At 59.9% G+C, this 16,540-nt stretch carries 15 protein-coding genes; 8 read left to right on the top strand and 7 right to left on the bottom strand.

Annotated elements, in window-relative coordinates; all coding sequences use genetic code 11:
* Positions 1–30 precede the first annotated feature (30 nt).
* Positions 31–933 (bottom strand): LysR family transcriptional regulator, encoded by a 903-nt coding sequence (locus BN1012_RS00815; RefSeq protein ID WP_043948127.1) that lies wholly within the window; start codon positions 931–933, stop codon positions 31–33.
* A 102-nt stretch (positions 934–1,035) separates the two neighbouring features.
* Between BN1012_RS00815 and BN1012_RS00810 the strand changes: the two genes are divergently transcribed.
* Entirely contained in the window at positions 1,036–1,686 is a 651-nt protein-coding gene (locus BN1012_RS00810; RefSeq protein ID WP_043948126.1) for a DUF2306 domain-containing protein, read from the top strand.
* The gene (locus BN1012_RS00805; protein WP_052534279.1) at positions 1,683–2,360 is read left to right on the top strand and encodes a hypothetical protein; all 678 of its coding nucleotides are present in this window, start codon (positions 1,683–1,685) and stop codon (positions 2,358–2,360) included. Before BN1012_RS00810 ends, BN1012_RS00805 begins: the two co-directional genes overlap by 4 nt.
* Positions 2,361–2,399: 39 nt before the next feature.
* Here the strand turns inward: BN1012_RS00805 and BN1012_RS00800 are convergent, their stop codons facing one another.
* Positions 2,400–3,089: a Crp/Fnr family transcriptional regulator gene (locus tag BN1012_RS00800; RefSeq protein ID WP_043948125.1), complete on the bottom strand. Its 690-nt coding sequence runs from the start codon at positions 3,087–3,089 to the stop codon at positions 2,400–2,402.
* Positions 3,090–3,183: 94 nt separating this feature from the next.
* Between BN1012_RS00800 and BN1012_RS00795 the strand changes: the two genes are divergently transcribed.
* The 3 genes from BN1012_RS00795 to BN1012_RS00785 all read left to right on the top strand — a co-directional run bounded on the left by BN1012_RS00795 (position 3,184) and on the right by BN1012_RS00785 (position 6,090).
* Complete coding sequence (locus tag BN1012_RS00795; RefSeq protein WP_043948124.1) at positions 3,184–4,023, top strand: sterol desaturase family protein; 840 nt, start codon at positions 3,184–3,186, stop codon at positions 4,021–4,023.
* Positions 4,024–4,026: 3 nt separating this feature from the next.
* Positions 4,027–5,442 carry a DUF1254 domain-containing protein gene (locus BN1012_RS00790; RefSeq protein ID WP_043948123.1) on the top strand — a complete coding sequence of 472 codons (1,416 nt, stop codon included), beginning with the start codon at positions 4,027–4,029 and terminating at the stop codon, positions 5,440–5,442.
* Between the two features lie 96 nt (positions 5,443–5,538).
* Positions 5,539–6,090, top strand: a complete 552-nt coding sequence (locus BN1012_RS00785) for an MOSC domain-containing protein (protein WP_043950454.1) — start codon at positions 5,539–5,541, stop codon at positions 6,088–6,090.
* Here BN1012_RS00785 and BN1012_RS00780 read toward each other — a convergent pair.
* From BN1012_RS00780 to BN1012_RS00770, 3 genes are all read right to left on the bottom strand, one after another.
* On the bottom strand, positions 6,087–6,872 hold the full coding sequence (locus BN1012_RS00780) for an SDR family oxidoreductase (RefSeq protein WP_043948122.1): 786 nt from the start codon (positions 6,870–6,872) through the stop codon (positions 6,087–6,089). The two genes, BN1012_RS00785 and BN1012_RS00780, sit on opposite strands and share 4 nt — an antisense overlap.
* Before the next feature lie 26 nt (positions 6,873–6,898).
* Complete coding sequence (locus BN1012_RS00775; protein ID WP_043948121.1) at positions 6,899–7,735, bottom strand: SDR family oxidoreductase; 837 nt, start codon at positions 7,733–7,735, stop codon at positions 6,899–6,901.
* Positions 7,736–7,858: 123 nt separating this feature from the next.
* Complete coding sequence (locus BN1012_RS00770; protein WP_043948120.1) at positions 7,859–8,353, bottom strand: winged helix-turn-helix transcriptional regulator; 495 nt, start codon at positions 8,351–8,353, stop codon at positions 7,859–7,861.
* A 139-nt stretch (positions 8,354–8,492) separates the two neighbouring features.
* Between BN1012_RS00770 and BN1012_RS00765 the strand changes: the two genes are divergently transcribed.
* Entirely contained in the window at positions 8,493–10,784 is a 2,292-nt protein-coding gene (locus BN1012_RS00765; protein ID WP_081826135.1) for a molybdopterin-containing oxidoreductase family protein, read from the top strand.
* The gene (locus BN1012_RS00760) at positions 10,781–11,017 is read left to right on the top strand and encodes a hypothetical protein (protein WP_043948119.1); all 237 of its coding nucleotides are present in this window, start codon (positions 10,781–10,783) and stop codon (positions 11,015–11,017) included. Before BN1012_RS00765 ends, BN1012_RS00760 begins: the two co-directional genes overlap by 4 nt.
* A gap of 39 nt (positions 11,018–11,056) precedes the next feature.
* Here BN1012_RS00760 and BN1012_RS00755 read toward each other — a convergent pair whose 3' ends face one another.
* A complete protein-coding gene (locus BN1012_RS00755; protein WP_043948118.1) occupies positions 11,057–12,523 on the bottom strand; it encodes a M20 family peptidase in 1,467 nt (488 codons plus the stop codon).
* Between the two features lie 89 nt (positions 12,524–12,612).
* Positions 12,613–15,279: a choice-of-anchor D domain-containing protein gene (locus tag BN1012_RS00750; RefSeq protein WP_043948117.1), complete on the bottom strand. Its 2,667-nt coding sequence runs from the start codon at positions 15,277–15,279 to the stop codon at positions 12,613–12,615.
* A 213-nt stretch (positions 15,280–15,492) separates the two neighbouring features.
* Between BN1012_RS00750 and BN1012_RS00745 the strand changes: the two genes are divergently transcribed.
* Positions 15,493–16,431: a LysR family transcriptional regulator gene (locus BN1012_RS00745; protein WP_171815878.1), complete on the top strand. Its 939-nt coding sequence runs from the start codon at positions 15,493–15,495 to the stop codon at positions 16,429–16,431.
* The last annotated feature ends 109 nt before the right edge of the window (positions 16,432–16,540 follow it).

Below are 16,540 nucleotides of genomic sequence, written 5' to 3'. Positions count from 1 at the left end.
AGTTGCCTTACGTGACGGGTAACCGGGACCTCAAGACACCTGCAACTTGTCCTTCAATTCCCGGGCGAGCAGATCGAACACCACCCTGATACGCCGGTTGGTCCGAAGCTCCCGGTGCGTCACCAGCCATACAGGAAAGTCGATGGACGGCAGGTCCGGGAATACTTTTTCGATTCCCGGCGTGATGTCGCACATGGCACCGGGCACCAGCGCCATACCGTAACCCGCCTTGAACATCTCCCAGACCACGGCGCCGCTGTCGCTGGCGAAGAAACAGTTTTCCGCCTGGAAGGGCAGTCCGTGATTATGCAGCGTGGCGAGCATGGTCCCGGTATCAAGGTCACTGATGAACGCGTGCTCCGTGAGATCACGTGGCGTGCTTGGGCGACCGGCGCGGTCGAGATAGGCCGTCGCTGCATGGAGGCTTGCGCGAAAGTCACCGACATGGCGTGCAATCAGCTCGGGCTGGTCCGGCCGAACATGACGCACGGCGATATCCGCATCGCGCTGCATCAGATTCTGAATCTCGCTTGACGCGACGATACGGATGCGGATGCCCGGAGCGGTTTCGCGCAGCCGCAGAAGTATCTCCGGCATGATGGTGACGCCAAAAAGATCGGTTGCCGTGATGGTCACATCACCTGAGATGTCCTGCGACTGGCGATCAGCAGACATCGAGATCAGCGTCGCGGCCTCGCCCATGGCCCTGACATGGTCCATTAGGTCGCGGCCCGCCTCCGTGAGGGTCAATCCCCGCACGCTGCGCTCGACGAGCGTGACCCCCAGCGTGTCTTCAAGGGCGGATATCTGCCGACCGATGGTTGGCTGCGTTGTTTTCAACACCCGTGCTGCACCACTGAAGGAGCCCTCTTCGGCGGTCGCCAGAAAAGCCCGTATCTGGTTCCAATCAAAGGATATTGCCTGCCAGTTCATATATAGGCGTATAGCAGATGGACGAATTTCGGCAATGCAACATTCGCTGACGCATGGATATACCGCTCTCTACCTGTAAACGCGTCGTGACCCGAGAGTGCCATGAAGACCATCACCACACGCGAATGGACCCTGCTTGGGTTCATTCTTGTCTATTCCTTTGTGCCGACATTTGGCGGTCTGGTGCGCATCGCTGATCTGGCAGGCGTTGTGACCATCATGCCGGACAACCCGCGCGCCCTCGCTGCCCCCCTGCCCGTGGTGCTGCACATATTGAGCAGTTTTCTGTTCTGCCTCGCAGGCGCGCTGCAATTCCTGCCAAGCGTGCGGCGGCACCATCCAGATGTACATCGCGCGGTAGGCCGGGTGGTTGCGGCGGCTGGATGTATCAGCGCCGCGACCGGTCTTTGGATGACCCATGCCTTCATGTTCCCCGCTGAGCTTCAGGGACTGCTGCTCTACTGGACCCGGATTTTTCTCAGTGTGTGGATGGTCGGTCTGATCGTATGGGCTGTCATCGCGGTCAGGTCACGCAATGTCCGCGGACACAGCGCCGCCATGCTTCGTGCCTATGCGATCGGTCAGGGCGCTTCTACGCAGACTGTTCTTGGCATCGGCTGGGCCATAGTGATGGGGGCAGAACTTCTGGGACCCGCGCGGGATGTGATGATGGTCCTCGCGTGGGCGTTGAATCTGCTGCTTGCAGAACTCCTGATCCGCACGACACGCGCATCCCGGCCGGTACAGGCATGAGCAGGCTGACCGAGACGCTGACGGCTGGAAACGTCAGGATTGCCCTGCTCGCCGGTGCGGTGTGCCTTGCCCTGGCCGTTGGCGGGCAAGGCCTCGCGGGCCACGTGGCATCTGCCTTGGATCTTCCAGGTCTCACACGCGATGGACTTGCGTTGCCGCTTCTCCTCGCGATCCTTTTGATTTACGTGGCACTGCTGGCCTGCCCCTTCGTGCCCGGTGCCGAAGTCGGACTGATGTTGCTGGTCTTTTTCGGCGCTGATCTGGCTGCTCCCGTGTACCTGGCAACTGTCGCGGCCTTGTGCCTGTCTTTCCTTGTCGGGCGGCAGATACCGGACGCGGCCGCAGGAGCATTTCTGCGGAGAATGGGCCTTGCCCACGCCGCTGAGGCGCTTGTTGCCTATGGCAGTGACCCTCAGGCGAGCGGACGCCGCAGCTGTGTCCGGTGGCGGACTGGACTGTCCCACTGGGTCTCCCGGGCCATTGCTTTTCGCGGTCTGACCCTTGCGGTCCTGATCAATACCCCCGGCAATGTCGTACTCGGTGGAGGTGGCGGGATTGCGCTGACCGTCGGCCTTGGCCGGCTGATGCCGTTTCGAGGGTTTCTTGTCAGTGTCGCCTTGGCTGTGGCCCCCGCACCGCTCTTCTTCGGCCTGATGGGCTGGATCTCTGGCTAGGGACCACAGTCGGCATCCATATGAGAGGCTTCATCGATGCTACGAGACGATCGCCACGTTGCAGTTGCGGGACACCCAGTCGCGGAATTTTGCCACGTCGGGAAACGAGATGCTTCCATAACCCAGCTTGATGAGGCCGAGCGCCGTGAGATCTTTCAGCGCCTTGCTGAGGGAGACTCGGGAGATGCCGATCATGTCCGCGAGATCTTCCTGCCGGCACTGGACGTGTCCGTGCTGGCCTGCCGTCAGGTCCATTGAGTACAGGGTCTTTGCCACCCGCTCGCGCAGGGGCAGGCGGCGGATTGAATCCAGCACGTCGAGCAGAAAGTGCGAGCGGGCGAGGGTGATGGACAGCAGGGTTTCGAGCAGACCCGGCTCATCCTCACACAGGGCCCGAAAACGGGCAGCGGACAGCTGGTAGATTTCTGTCGGGCCGATGGCAACAAAATCCTGGGTGCGGGGAATATCCGTGAACAGGGTGACTTCACCGAAAGTCTGGCCCGGACCCAGCACCGACATCATCACGAAGGTGCCGTCTTCGCCAAAGACGCCCATCTGTCCTGCCCCGGACTTGATGATGGACAGGCCAGACCGCGTGTCGCCTCGGCTCTGGATCAATTGTCCGTTGGTGAACCTGGAAACTGTGGCCTCGTTCCGCACACGATCAGCAATGTCTGGCGCCAGCATTTCCATGAACGGGCGAGTGTTGAACTGAAGGAGGTCTCGCATGATGATTAAAATGTAAATTACTTAACATTTAAGGGCAATCTCCGATGCTACCCATTGGCTCAAGGTCATAAGAACCAGGCTAGGGAGACCCGCCATGCAGCCGGAAATCATCGCAATTGTCGCCATCCTTCTCGGATTTGTGCTTCTTGAAATCCTCTTCACGGGTTTTTTCAAAAAGCCCGGCCAGAACCGCGGAGACGCGATCGTGGAAATCGTATCCACGGGCGTTCTGTCTGCCTTTACCCAGCCATTTGTTCTGGCGGGCGGGGCCGTGGTCGCTGCCTTCATTGCACCCGACGCCGCAGGCATTCTCAAGGATTGGCCGTTCCTGGCGGTCTTCGCGCTATTCCTGATTTTCGACGACATGACCCAGTACTGGTGGCACCGGTTGTCGCACTCGGTGCCTGCGCTCTACAAGCTGCACCGGCCGCACCACAATGCACCCTACATGTCGATCCGCATCGTGTACCGGAACAATCTCTTCTACTACCTGCTGATGCCAGGTCTGTGGCTCTCCGGCGCGCTCATCTTCATGGGCGGCGGCTGGGTCTATGCGGTGTACATCGTCATCAAGATGACGGTCATCTATGGCGCGCACTCAGACGTTCGCTGGGATGCCCCGCTCTACAAGATCAACTGGCTGTCCCCGGTCATGTGGGTGGTCGAGCGGACCATCTCCACACCCGCCACGCATAGTGCGCACCACGGCAAACACGCAGCGGATGGTGTCACAAACTACAAGGGCAATTTCGGCAACCTGCTGTTCTTCTGGGACGTGCTGTTCGGCACCGCCAAGATCACCCGTCAGTACCCAGAAGAAATCGGCGTCGAAAACCTGCCGGACACAAGCATCGCAGAACAGCTTCTGTGGCCCATCATCAGCACCACGCCGTCACCGGTGCCGGTGACATCAACACCCGCAGTGGAGAATTAGACCATGCGCACTTTTCGCCAACGCCTAGCCGGCCACGCCACCCGTCTGCTTCTGGTCAGTTTTCTGGCAGCTCCCGCCGCGCAGGCAACCGAGCCTCCTGCCACACCCCAGCCTTTGACCCAGGCGCAGGCTGAGACCATCTTTGACTACGCCTACCCTTTGGTGGTGATGAAGAAGAGCCAGGACGTCATGTTCACGGTCCCGTTCCGTGAGCGGTCCGTTCCCAATCACTTCATCCATTTCAAACGCCTTGCCCAGCCTCAGAACCGTGCTGTGGTTCTGGGCAACCGCAATACGCTCTACAGCGTTGGCTGGGTTGACCTCAGCAAGGGCCCGGTTGTGTTTGAAATTCCAGACATGGGTGATCGCTACTATGTGATGCCGCTCATCGACGCTTGGACCAATACGTTCAAGAGCATTGGCTCGCGCACCACAGGTCAGGATGCTCAGAAGTATTTTCTGGTGAACAGAGCCTGGACCGGTGACGTGCCGGAGGGATATGAGAAAGTTGTCAGCCCGACCAACATGGTCTGGATCACGGGCCGCATTCAGGCGGACTCACCGCAGGATGCAGCAGCCGTCGGCAAGCTTCAGGATGCCTATGTGCTGATGACATATGCACAGGCTCAAGGTGGCGATGATCCGTTTGCTGACTATGTGCCCGCCTATGAAGCAACCAAAGTCGGCAAGCCCATCCCCTATTCCCTGCGGATGCCTGCGAACGCCTACTTCAATGGTTTTCTGGATGTCTGGGCCGACAACGCTTCGCCCGCTGACGATGCAGACATGGTTGCCCTCCTTGCGTCCATCGGCATGACACCAGAGGCCGCCATCGCTTTTGAAGATCTGGACCCGCAAATACAGGAAACCCTGGCCAGCGGTGCCGCCGCCAAGCAGGCGGTCTATGTCAAAGCGTTCTACGAAGGCACCAAGCAGGACGGTTCATGGATCTTCAATGTGGAGCGCATGGGAACCTGGGGTACGGACTATGGACGTCGTGCCTACTGGGCCATGTGGGGCCTGGGGGCCAATCTTGTGGAAGATGCGGTCTATGCCGTGTCGCAGCTAGATGCAGACGGTGAACCATTGAATGGCAACAATATCTATCGGCTTCACTTTGAAGCTGATGATCTGCCGCCCACATCCGCCTTCTGGTCTGTCACTTTGTATGACGAAGAGGGATATCTGGAGGCCAACGCGCACAACCGGTATTCCCTGGGCAGCCAGCACAAACCTATGACCAACGAAGACGGCAGTGTCGATATCGTCCTGTCACGCGCAGCACCGGAGGACGGCGCCAACTGGGTGCCGACGCCTAAAGGCAACTTCAAGACCCTGCTGCGCATCTACTGGCCGGGTGACGATGTGCTGGGCGGCGACTGGACGCCTCCCCCGCTGACCCGCGATAGCTCTTCTTAGAAAAACCATGCGCAGCACGACAGTCTGATCTTTCGGTGTTGCGCATGGCTGGTCTGATTTGCGACGCGTCACGCCATGTGCGATCAAATCGCCATCATGACGATGCCCGCACCAGCCAGCGTCTGCGGTGTTTACACCAGTACGGACCACGCTTTCTCAAAGCAGCCGGTTGACGAGATCACGCTCGTGGCCGGGCTCGGAGTGGCAGGCGACTGCCACAAGGGCGCGCAGGTCAGGCATCGCTCCCGTGTCGCAGCCGACCCGACCCAGCCCAATCTCAGGCAGGTGCATCTCATGCATGCGGAGCTTTTCGACGAGCTTCAGCCTGACTTCGACATCATCGGTGGCGACCTTGGCGAAAACATCACCACGCGCGGCATCGACATTCTGTCCTTGCCGACCGGTACGACGCTGAAGATCGGCGCATCAACCCTCGTGAGCCTCACCGGTCTTCGCAATCCCTGCCAGCAGATCGAAGCGTTCCGGCCGGGACTGCTCAAACGCGTGGCTTACAAGGATGCAGACGGGCATCTGATCCGAAAAGCAGGCGTGATGGGTGTTGTGATGCTGGGCGGCAGTGTCCGTCCGGGAGACAGCATCGACGTCTCGCTGCCTCCCGCGCCGCATGTGCCGCTTGACCGGGTTTAACGCGGCGGCATGCGGATGCCGCCGTCGAGACGGATGGCCTGTCCATTGAAGTAGGTGTTGCGGACCAGCTCCATTACGAAGCTGGCAAACTCAGGCGGGTTGCCCAGACGTTTTGGGAACGGCACCGAGGCGGACAGACCTTGCAGCACTTTCGGCGGCGCGGCCTGCATGGGCGGCGTTGCAAAAATACCGGGCATGATGGAATTCACGCGAATGCCCAGATCCATCATGTCGCGGGCCATGGGCAGCACCAGACCATTCACACCGGCCTTGCCGGAGCCGTAGCCGACCTGACCCATTTGCGCGTCCTGTGCAGCGACGGACGCCGTCAGCGTGATGACGCCGCGCTCGCCATCTTCGTTGGGCTCAAGAGACGCCATGCCCAAGGCAGACAGGGAGGCCACCCGGTAGCTGGCCACGAGAATGCCGTTGATGGAGTAGGCATAGTCCTCCGTCGGAAAGCGCATGAACTCACCGGTTTCCCGGTTGCGGCCGACGGTTTTCTTGCCGCCCTTGGATGTCATGGCGCAGTGGACGCAGATGCGTTCCTGACCATGGGCGGCGCGGACTTTTTCAAACCCCGCAATGACGCTGTCTTCGTCGGTCACATCAACCTTGCAGAAGATGCCGCCGATGGATTTGGCCATCGCTTCGCCTGCTTCTTCGTTGAGATCAAAGATCGCTACCTTGACGCCTGCATCCCCCAACGCCTGCGCGCTGGCTTTGCCAAGTCCCGATGCGCCGCCGGTGACCACGGCAGCTGTATTGCTGTCTATCTGCATGTTTTCGTTCCCTGTACGGAGTTTTTTTAGAGTATGTAGCCGTCGCCGGTTGCGCGGATGGTGATGTCACCCAATGACACGCCCCAAGGCTGATCAATGGCCATGACGATGGCATCTGCGATGTAGCCAGGATCAAGCACAGCATATTCCGCGCTTTGCGGGTCCGCCTGCTCTGCGGACAACTGACCTTCGGCATATTTGCCCATGGTCTCGCCATAGCTCAGCGCATTCTGGCCGAGGATACCAACGACCGCGTCGGGATTGACGACGCCTGTGCCAAGGGCTGTGCCCGGCACGCCTGTCGGCTTGATGATGGTGACCTTGATCTTGCCCTGTGCCTCGACGCGCAGGGACTCGGAGAGGTAGTTCACAGCTGTCTTGGTGGCTTGATACACGCCGGAGCCAAGCACCGGAAAATTGCCGTAGATCGACGATAGGTTGATGACGTGGCCGCGGCCCTGCGCCATCATCTGGTCATAGACCGCCGAGATGCCGTTGAGGACGCCCTTGATATTGACGTCAATACAGCGTGACCACTGGTCGGCAGCGACTTCATGGTCAGCGAAGAAGGCCAGCGGCATGGTGCCCGCATTGTTGATCATCACATCGATGGCGCCGTAGGTATCAACGGCCTGCTTCGCCAGCGCCCGCATCTGATCAAGGTCAGCGACATTCGCGGCGATGCCAGTTGCGGTTGCTCCGGCATCTGTCACCTGCTTCACCGTGTCCGCCAGTGCAGCTTCATCAATATCGGCACACACCATTTTGGCACCGCGCGCTGATGCCTTCAGCGCCACCAAGCGACCAAAGCCGCCGCCGGCGCCGGTCACCACAATGACCTTATTCTCCACATGATTTGTCATAAGTATGCCTGCCTCCCCATCGCTGTTTTGCCGGGAAGATTGGCACGCAGATGCGTGCTGGCCAAACCTGTCAGGCCTGACGCAGGGGACTCCGCGATAAAACAGTGGTTACTTCAGGGTGGCTTAGGACCTGTAGGTCATCGGACCGCGTCTTACCTCGGGGAAGCGGTCATCCGGCTTGCGCTTGCGCGCTTCCACATCACGCGGATGCACCGCCTCGCCGCACTCGCTGCAGTGGATAACAGCATGGAAGTCATGACCGCAGGTCTTGTGACGACGCAGAATGGGCGCGCCGGCGGCATCTGAATAATGCTCATCGCCCCAGTCCAGCAGAGCAATGATGGCCGGATAGAGGCCAAGGCCCTTTTCAGTGAGGCGATATTCAGAGCGCGGCGGCTTGTCCTGATACTGGCGCTGGGTGAGCACGCCGTGCTCCTCAAGCAGTTTCAGGCGGTTGGCGAGCGTGGTGCGCGAAATGCCCAAGCGCTTTTGAAAGTCGTCAAACCGACGCACACCGAGAAACACGTCACTGAGAATGACGAGGGTCCACCGGTCTCCCAGAACGACGGATGTGCGGGCCATGGAACATTGCTGCTCGGGGAGGTCTTCCCATCTCATTTTCGGTCTCCTGGCCGCGGGTCGCCCACCGCCCTGTTGATTTTTGACGCTCCTTATAGCGCAGTGACTCGACTTAGTCCAGATATTGGACTAACATGCTTCGACTAGTGGATCCCGACAACCGGACAGGACCGTCATCATGCCCGCAGCTGCGCCCTTCAACCCGGAAGACATTGCAAACGCCAAATACACCGAACGGCCCGTCAAAGAGGGTGTCACGACCAAGAAGCTGATCTGCGCGGCCTGTGACATCGCCTGCACGGTGGTTGGTGAAGTGCAGAAGGGCCGGGTCACCAAAGTGCGGTCGTCTGACAATCCCATCTTCCGCGACAACATCTGCATGAAGGGCATCATTGCGCCCAAGGGCCTGGCCCACCCCAACCGCGTTCTCCACCCCATGAAGCGCGTCGGCGAGCGTGGCTCGGGCAAGTTCGAGCGGGTGAGTTGGGAAGACGCGCTCAGTGATATTGGGACGCGCCTCAAGAAGGTCATTGCCGATCACGGACCGGAAGCGTGGGCCGTCTCCACCAGCCAGTGGAACACATCGACAGACCACGGTCTTGGCCGCCGCATCATGAACCATGTGGGGTCACCCAACTGGATCAGCGGCGTGGCGCTGTGTGCGGGCAACACGGCCGCTATCAATCGCTTTACCTATGGGTGGTTCCCGTTTGGCGACTTTGCCAACACCAAGTGCATTGTGCTGATGGGCCATAACCCGCGCCGGCATAGCTGGACGCCGCTCTACAACTCCATCCGTGGCGCACAGGCAAAAGGCGCGAAGCTCATCGTTATGGATCCGCGCCGCAGCTCCAGTGCGGAGCGCGCAGACATCTGGCTGCCGCTCAAAGTGGGCAGTGACGCGGCCATGATGTTCGGCTGGCTCAAGGTCATCATTGACGAAGAGCTGTACGACAAGGAGTTCGTCAAGAACTGGACCATCGGCTTTGAAGACCTGAAGAAGCGCGTCGACGAATTTCCGCTGGAACGCGTTGCGAAGCTGACGGGCTGTGATCCTGAAATGATTGCGGAAGCGGCCCGGGTTTATGCTACTAGCGGCCCCGCGGTCATTCCCTGGACGCCGATCACCGACATGCAGCGCAACAGCACGTCCGGCATCCGTCTGCAGACCATCCTGCGGTCGATCTGCGGCAATGTGGATGTGCCCGGCGGTGAACTGCTGCAGGGCTTCAACCCGGACATCATCAACGAATCCGAAATTGAAATGCACCACGTGCTTTCGGACGAACAGAAGATGAAGCAGCTGGGGTCCAGGGATCACCCGGCCTTCACGTATCGCGGCCAGCTCCCGTTCCGCGAACCGACCAAGCGCGTCTATGGACAGGAATACGCCAACCTCGTGATGGGCTGCCACATGGCCACACCGTCCGAGACGTTCAAGGCAATGGCGGGCGAAGGCGACTATCCGGTGAAGGCGTTCTTCTTCCTGGGGAACAACCCCTTGCTGAGTTACGCCAACATGCCGCTGATTGAAAAAGCGATGATGAACCAGGATCTCGTCGTCGCCCACGAGCAGTTCATGACGCCTTCTGCTCAACTGGCCGACTATGTGTTGCCGGCGGACAGCTGGCTCGAGCGCCCGTGGCTGCACGACATGTTCGGCTGGATGTCCACGGTGCGTTTCTCTGAAAAGGCCATGGACCCTCCCGGTGAATGCCGCAGCACGTTTGAGTTCTGGAAAGGCATTGCTGGTTCGCTCGACCGTCCCGAGCTTGTGCCCTGGGACACGCTGGAAGATTTCTACGACTACCGCGTCGCACGCACCGGCAATACATGGGATGAGCTTGTAAAAACGGAAGTGCACTTCAAGAAGCCCGCCTTCCGCACCTATGAAAAGACTGGCTTTGCGACTCCAAGTGGCAAGGTGGAGCTGAAGTCATCCATTCTGGAAGACCTCGGCTTTGATCCCCTGCCCTACTTCCGAGAGGATCCGCCGCATGACAAAGACTATCCGCTGAAGATGTTCACCGGTGTGCGCGAGGATGGATTCTTCCAGACCGGCCACCGGCACATCCCGGAAATGCGCGCGCGCCATCCCGAGCCGGAAATCTTTCTCAATGAAAAGACAGCCAAAGCGGCTGGCGTCACCGAAGGCGAATGGGTGACCGTTGAAAACCAGCTGGGGCAAATCAAGGCCAAGTTGGCGATCAAGGATGCCATGCCGGACGACCTTGTGCGTGTGCCCCATGGATGGTGGAAACCGGAAATGCAGCAGGGCACAGGCCACTTGAGTGGGGCCCTGGACTATGGCGACTCTCAACTGTGTCGTGATGATGCGGACTACCTCGACCGCGAACAGGGCATCCCGCATATCAAAGGCATCCCATGTCGGGTAGTCCCGCTTGTGGCTGAGGCGCCTGCGTCGAAACCAGCTGAAGCCTCACAGCCAGTCATGGAGCCCGCAGAATGAGCGTTAGCGACAAGGACATCCGCAAGAAGGAACGCAGTGCGCGTTTGATGGTCTGGATGGCGGCACGCAGTTCACGCAATCAGACCTTCATCGACAGGCTGTGCCGCGCGCTCATTGTGCGCGCAACAACAGTTGCGCCGGAGGATGACTTCATGCGGGACCCGCTCATCGACAACGATGAGGGGTTTGATCCCGACGAACTGGATCGCTACCAGCGCGGCGAGACGGCATAGCCGTCACCGCAATCGATGTTCACCGCAAAAGCGTCCGGCTTACTCGCCGGGCGCTTTTGTCGTTATGAGCAACTGGGTGAAATAGTCCGTGCCCAGCACCAGATTGTCGATGGAGATGCGTTCATTGGTGCCATGAATGGTAACAATATCTTCCGACCCGACAATGAAGGGATTGAAGCGGTAGGCATCGTCGGCCACCTTCGCGTAGTGCTTGCTGTCCGTACCGGCGACGGTCAGGCCAGGGGCAATTATAACGTCGCCGAGAACATCACGCGAGGCGCTGGCAAGGGAAGCAAACCCCTCTGCTGACGTGCTTGCGACCGGCGATGCATTGCCGCCACGCGGTCGGGTACGCACTTCAATGTCTGGCCCCACTGCCTGCTCTACATGGGCCACCACCGACTCGACTGTATCGCGCGGATGCAGGCGAAAGTTCACCGTCGCGATTGCGTTGATGGGCAGCACGTTCTCCTTGATGCTGGCGGACAGCATGGTGGGGGCTGTCGTCGTCCGCAACATGGCGTTGCCCGCAGGCAGACCCGTCAGCATGTCTTCAATCATGCCGCCAAAGAGCCACTGATTGGCAAAAGCCATACGCTGGGTAAACGGCATGTGGCGCGCCAGCGTGCCGTAGGCTTCACCGCTGATGCCTTCCAGGCCACCGGGCACCGGCGCGTTCTTCAGCTTGACGATCGCATCAGCCAGAAGGGTCACCGCTGAGTCCTGCGGCGGCATGGAGGAGTGGCCACCTTGCGCCGTAGCGACGAGGTCAAGGGTGACATAGCCCTTCTCCGCCACGTTGATCATGGCAACCTTCTGATCAAGCCCGGGGATGATGCCATCCAGCACGAAGGAGCCTTCATCCACAGACCATGCAAGCCGCACACCTTCTGCCTGCAGATAGTCAACCACGCCGGCCGCCCCCGTGCCGCCACCGATTTCTTCGTCGTGGCCGAAGCTGAAATAGACAGTGCGTTCGGGCTGAAAGCCGCGCTCCAGCAACAAGGTTGCGGCTTCCATCATGGCGATGATGGCACCCTTGTTGTCCAGTGCGCCGCGTCCCCATACATAGCCGTCTTCAATAACGCCGGCGAACGGGTCCTGCTTCCACAAATCCTCCGTACCGGGAATAACGGGCACCACATCATAGTGCGCTGTGAGCAACACCGGTTTGACGCCGGTGTCCTTACCTTCCCATTTCATCAAGATGGTCTGCTCTGCAATGAGCGTCCGGTCCATTGCCGCATGGACGGCCGGGTAGGTCTGTTCAAACCAGGCGATAAACGCATCAAATGCCTGACGGTCGCCGGGCTGCGGGTCCTGCCGTGAGATAGTCCTGAACTGCATGGCCTGGGAGAGGCGTTGCGCCAGCACATCCGGGTCCGGGCTGTGGGTGACAAGCTCGCGTTGCTCCAGGGCGGGCGGGGTGTACATAAAGGTTCGGATGAGAACCACAGCCACCAGCACGATAAGCACGGCGACCACGCCAAGGAGCACATTTTTCATTTTTATTTGTCCGGTTTGTTGCCACAGGTGGCGCAAAACCTAGCAAGGGGCGCGGGTCGGCGAAACCCTTACCCGGATGCTGCGCCTGCTCAGTTGAGCGGGACACTAAATTTCAGTGAAACGCCGAGGATTTTTGCGTCGGTGCCGATGCCATCATATGAGCCGGACACTGACAGTGATTGCCCCGCCTCATTGCGCCAGTCCAGCCCGTAGCCAAGCCGCGCACGCAACCCACTCACTTCTTTGGCAAGGGAGCCATCGGAGTAAAGCCCGTCGTCCCCAAACACATAGGCGCCTTCAAGGCTTACAAACGGGTCCAGCCGGTCGCCCGCCTCAAACAGATAGGAATACCCAATGCGCGGGCCAGCCGTCACCTCGCCCTGCGACACGCTCTGACCGGGAATGTCGATGCCCAGACTGTCCGTATAGCGTTTCTGGGTTTCGCGCAGATAGGCCAGCGAGATGGTCGGCTGGATGGACCAGTCCTCATAGGCGAAGTCGCCAATGAAAGCACCGCTGCCGAGCCAGCGGGTGGTGTCGAACGTGTCGGTATAGGTACCAAGGGGCGTGATGTCATTGCGTGACTTGCCCCAGGCGAACCGGATATCGGCGAACAGGCTTTCATCCAGACGGAATGTGGCATACGGCCCTGCCATCCAGCCGCGGCCGGTCACCTTGCCTCCGCCTGTATCCTGCTCCTGGCGGAACCAGTCATATTGTACCAGTGCACCCAGCAGAATTTCTGGTGTCACCAGCTGGTCCGCGCCCGCATAAACGACACCGAAGGTGCCTTCGGACTGGCGGTCATCAAAGCCTGCGATTGTGCCCTCGATCCAGACTGTACGTTTGTCGAGATCGAGCACTGGCCGTTTGCCATCCGGCGCATCGTCGTTCGCACCAAGCCGCTTTTCTGCGCCCGGTAAGGTGCGCGTCACAGCCGCGCCCCAGCCATGGGAAGACGCGAAGTTCAGCGTCTCGCCGGAAAACGCCGCCTGCAAGGGCACGGGTATGGGTCCCGAAAGGCCGAATGCGGACAAGGACCCGGTCGTGCCGCTGCCGCCCGCATTGTTGCTGAAGCGTCCCGTTCGACGACTGGAGCCAGGCTGGTTGGACAGCAGGAATGTGCCGCGCGCGCCCAGGAAGTCCGCGATCATGCGCGAGGTTGCGGCGCGGCTCTCCACAAGGACGAATGTACAGACCACGGTCTCGCCCCCGGCCAGCACGATGGTGGCGGATGCGCTGGGCACATCGGCGGAAGAATCGCTGTCGTTGCAACTGATCGCAGTGATGCCATAGCCCAGCGCCGCAAGATTGGCTGCGGTGACCGAGTGCGTGCCGACGGGAACGGCAGTGATGGTGAGCGTTGCCACCCCGCCCACAGACGTGAGGGTCGTGTTCAGGGCGGCGGTCGATGAGGAAAACTCCGTCGTCACGTCCGGGCCGGTCACTGTCTGGACCAGCGTGATGGTCCCGCCGACCTGCCCGGTCCCCTGTATGGCGAAGGTATAAGGCGATTCATCCGCATCATCATTGTTGATGGTCACTGTCGCAACGCGCGCGCCCGCAGCGGCGGGATCAAAGGTCAGAGTGAAGGCCGTTGACCCTGCTGCCGCCACGTTGACCGCAGGTTGCGCTGTGACGGTAAAGTCTGCGGCATTGGCGCCTGCGAGCGAGACGGCATTTGCGCCAAGGGTGAGCAGGCCGGTGCCGGTGTTGGCGATGGTGAACACGGTGGCCTGCGCACCTGTGGCAATGTCGGTACTGCCAAAATCAGTTGCGTCCACGGCGGCAGGTGTTGCATCACCAGACGCGATCTCAACGCCGTTTCCGCGCACAGCGATTTCAGGCGTCAGCACTTGGCCTGTGCCCTCAATGGCAAACGTATAGGGCGCTTCGTCCGCATCATTGTTGGCGATGCTCACGGTCGCCTGACGGTTGCCGACAGCACTGGGGTCAAAGGTGACGGTGAATGTGCGGGGTGACCCCGGCGATATACCAGTGGGGGGTTGCGCTGTTACGCTGAAGTCACCCGCATGCGCGCCTGCAAGGGAGACGGAGAAAAAGCCCAGTTCGAGGTCGCCATCACCACTGTTTTCAACGGTGAATGTGCGCGAGACCGTTCCTCCGGCAATGGCTGTAGCACCAAACGACGTGTGATCCGCGGCATCCGGCGTGGCATCGCCGCTAACGATTGACTGGCCGTTGCCGGTCACGTTGATTTCAGGCGTCAGGATTGTGACTTGGGCAGACGTAATGGTGCCGCCGTTCGCCGCGACGGAGTAGTTCATTGTCAAACGGCGGTCGGTAACGAATGGGGCGCCTATGCTCGTGGAGTCCCACTCGAATGTACCGGTCAGGTTGGTGTTGAGCGGCGGGTTGTTTGAGGAACAACTGCCGATGCCTTTGTCGCCGTCGCCATCACCGAAATCGCATTTCTGGAAGCGGCTAAAGAAGCCGGCGCCGCCAGCAAAGTGTCGGGTGCCAGCAACCCGGCCGACACCGAAATCCTGTTGAATCTCGACGGTTACATCGCCCAGGTCAGCCGGATTAAGCACTGCTGGCCCGTTGATGGCGCATGTGCCAGCAGACACATCCACGAACACCTGTACTGAGGACGGATGGACAACCGTGGCTGGCCCACCGGTGCAGTTTATTGTTTGCGCATGGGTGGTCGTTGCGGGCAACGTGGTTGCGCCCACGGCGACGATCACCAGCAAAAGGGCTGGCAGAGCGGCCGCAAATCCCCGTGCTGCCACCCCGCAAACTCTGCCAACCCATTTCCCAGACGAATGACGCGCATTCATCACGGTGATACCCCCAAGCCACTCTCAACGCTTTGACCGACACAAATTCGCCAAATGTGCCTCAACCTCTTGTTAAGAGGTACATAAGCGGCTGTGCTGGATGGTGGGAAATTCAAAATTGCGATATGAGTCATTCAGAAAATGAATGACTTGGGGGGGGCAACGATGAAGCTGGATCTCAATCTGCTGCAGGTGTTTGACGCGGTGTATAGCGCCGGTGGCATCACACCCGCCGCCAAGAAGCTGGGGCTGACCCAGCCCGCGGTCAGCAACGCGCTCAAGCGTCTGCGCGAGCATCTCAATGACCCGCTTTTCGAGCGGGTCGGCAACACCTTCGTACCGACGGCGGAAGCCGACCGGCTGGCCCCGATCGTTCACGAGGCGCTGCAGTCCATCGACAAGGGCATCGCGGCTGTGGAGCCGTTTGATCCGTCAAAAAGCAGCCGCTGTTTTTCGATGATCGCGCCGGATGCCGTGGAGCCCCTGATCCTCAACAAGCTGCTGCAGCAGACGATGGATCAAAGCCCCAGCATCACCTACGACGTGAAACCCCTGTGGGGCATCGACTTTGACCAGGAGTTGCTCAACAAGACTGTCGACATGGGCTTCTCGGTGTTTGCCCAGCACGGGGAAAAACTCAAGACGGCCTATCTGATTGACGATGAGGCCTGCATTGTCGTGCGTGCCGACCATCCGGTCTATGGCGATCGCGATACGTTCACGCTCGATGATATGGAGAAGGTGGGGCTGGTCACCATCGCACCGCAGATACGTGCCATGACACATCTTGAGCACGAATTGCAGGCCCGCAATGTGAAGCGCCGCTTCATCGCCATCATGTCGCGCCTGTGGTCCATCCCCTATATCGTCGCTACGACCGACCTTGCCGGCGCCCTGCCGCGGCGGATGGCGGAGTCATTTGTGGATCGGATGGGTCTCAAGATATTCAGCCTGCCGCTCGAGCGCCCTGTACATCACTGGTACCTCGTCTGGCACGAGGACAATGATGACGACCCGGCGCATACATGGCTGCGCGGGGAAATACAGACGGTGTTTGCCGAGCTGAGGGGCACCGACGGCGGATTGTTGCCGCGCGGCGTCTGACGCTTCTGCTTCGCGGCAGCAGCGCGGCACCTGTTGCAGCAATTGCAAGTGGGCGGCAGGTCCGTGTTGCTTTAGAACTGACCCATCAGCCTTTTGATGGAGCCCTAGC

Source organism: Candidatus Phaeomarinobacter ectocarpi (genome assembly GCF_000689395.1).
Taxonomy (GTDB): domain Bacteria; phylum Pseudomonadota; class Alphaproteobacteria; order CGMCC-115125; family CGMCC-115125; genus Pyruvatibacter; species Pyruvatibacter ectocarpi.
Note: the sequence above shows the minus strand (reverse complement) of the source record. Positions and strands in the feature narration are given on the sequence as shown.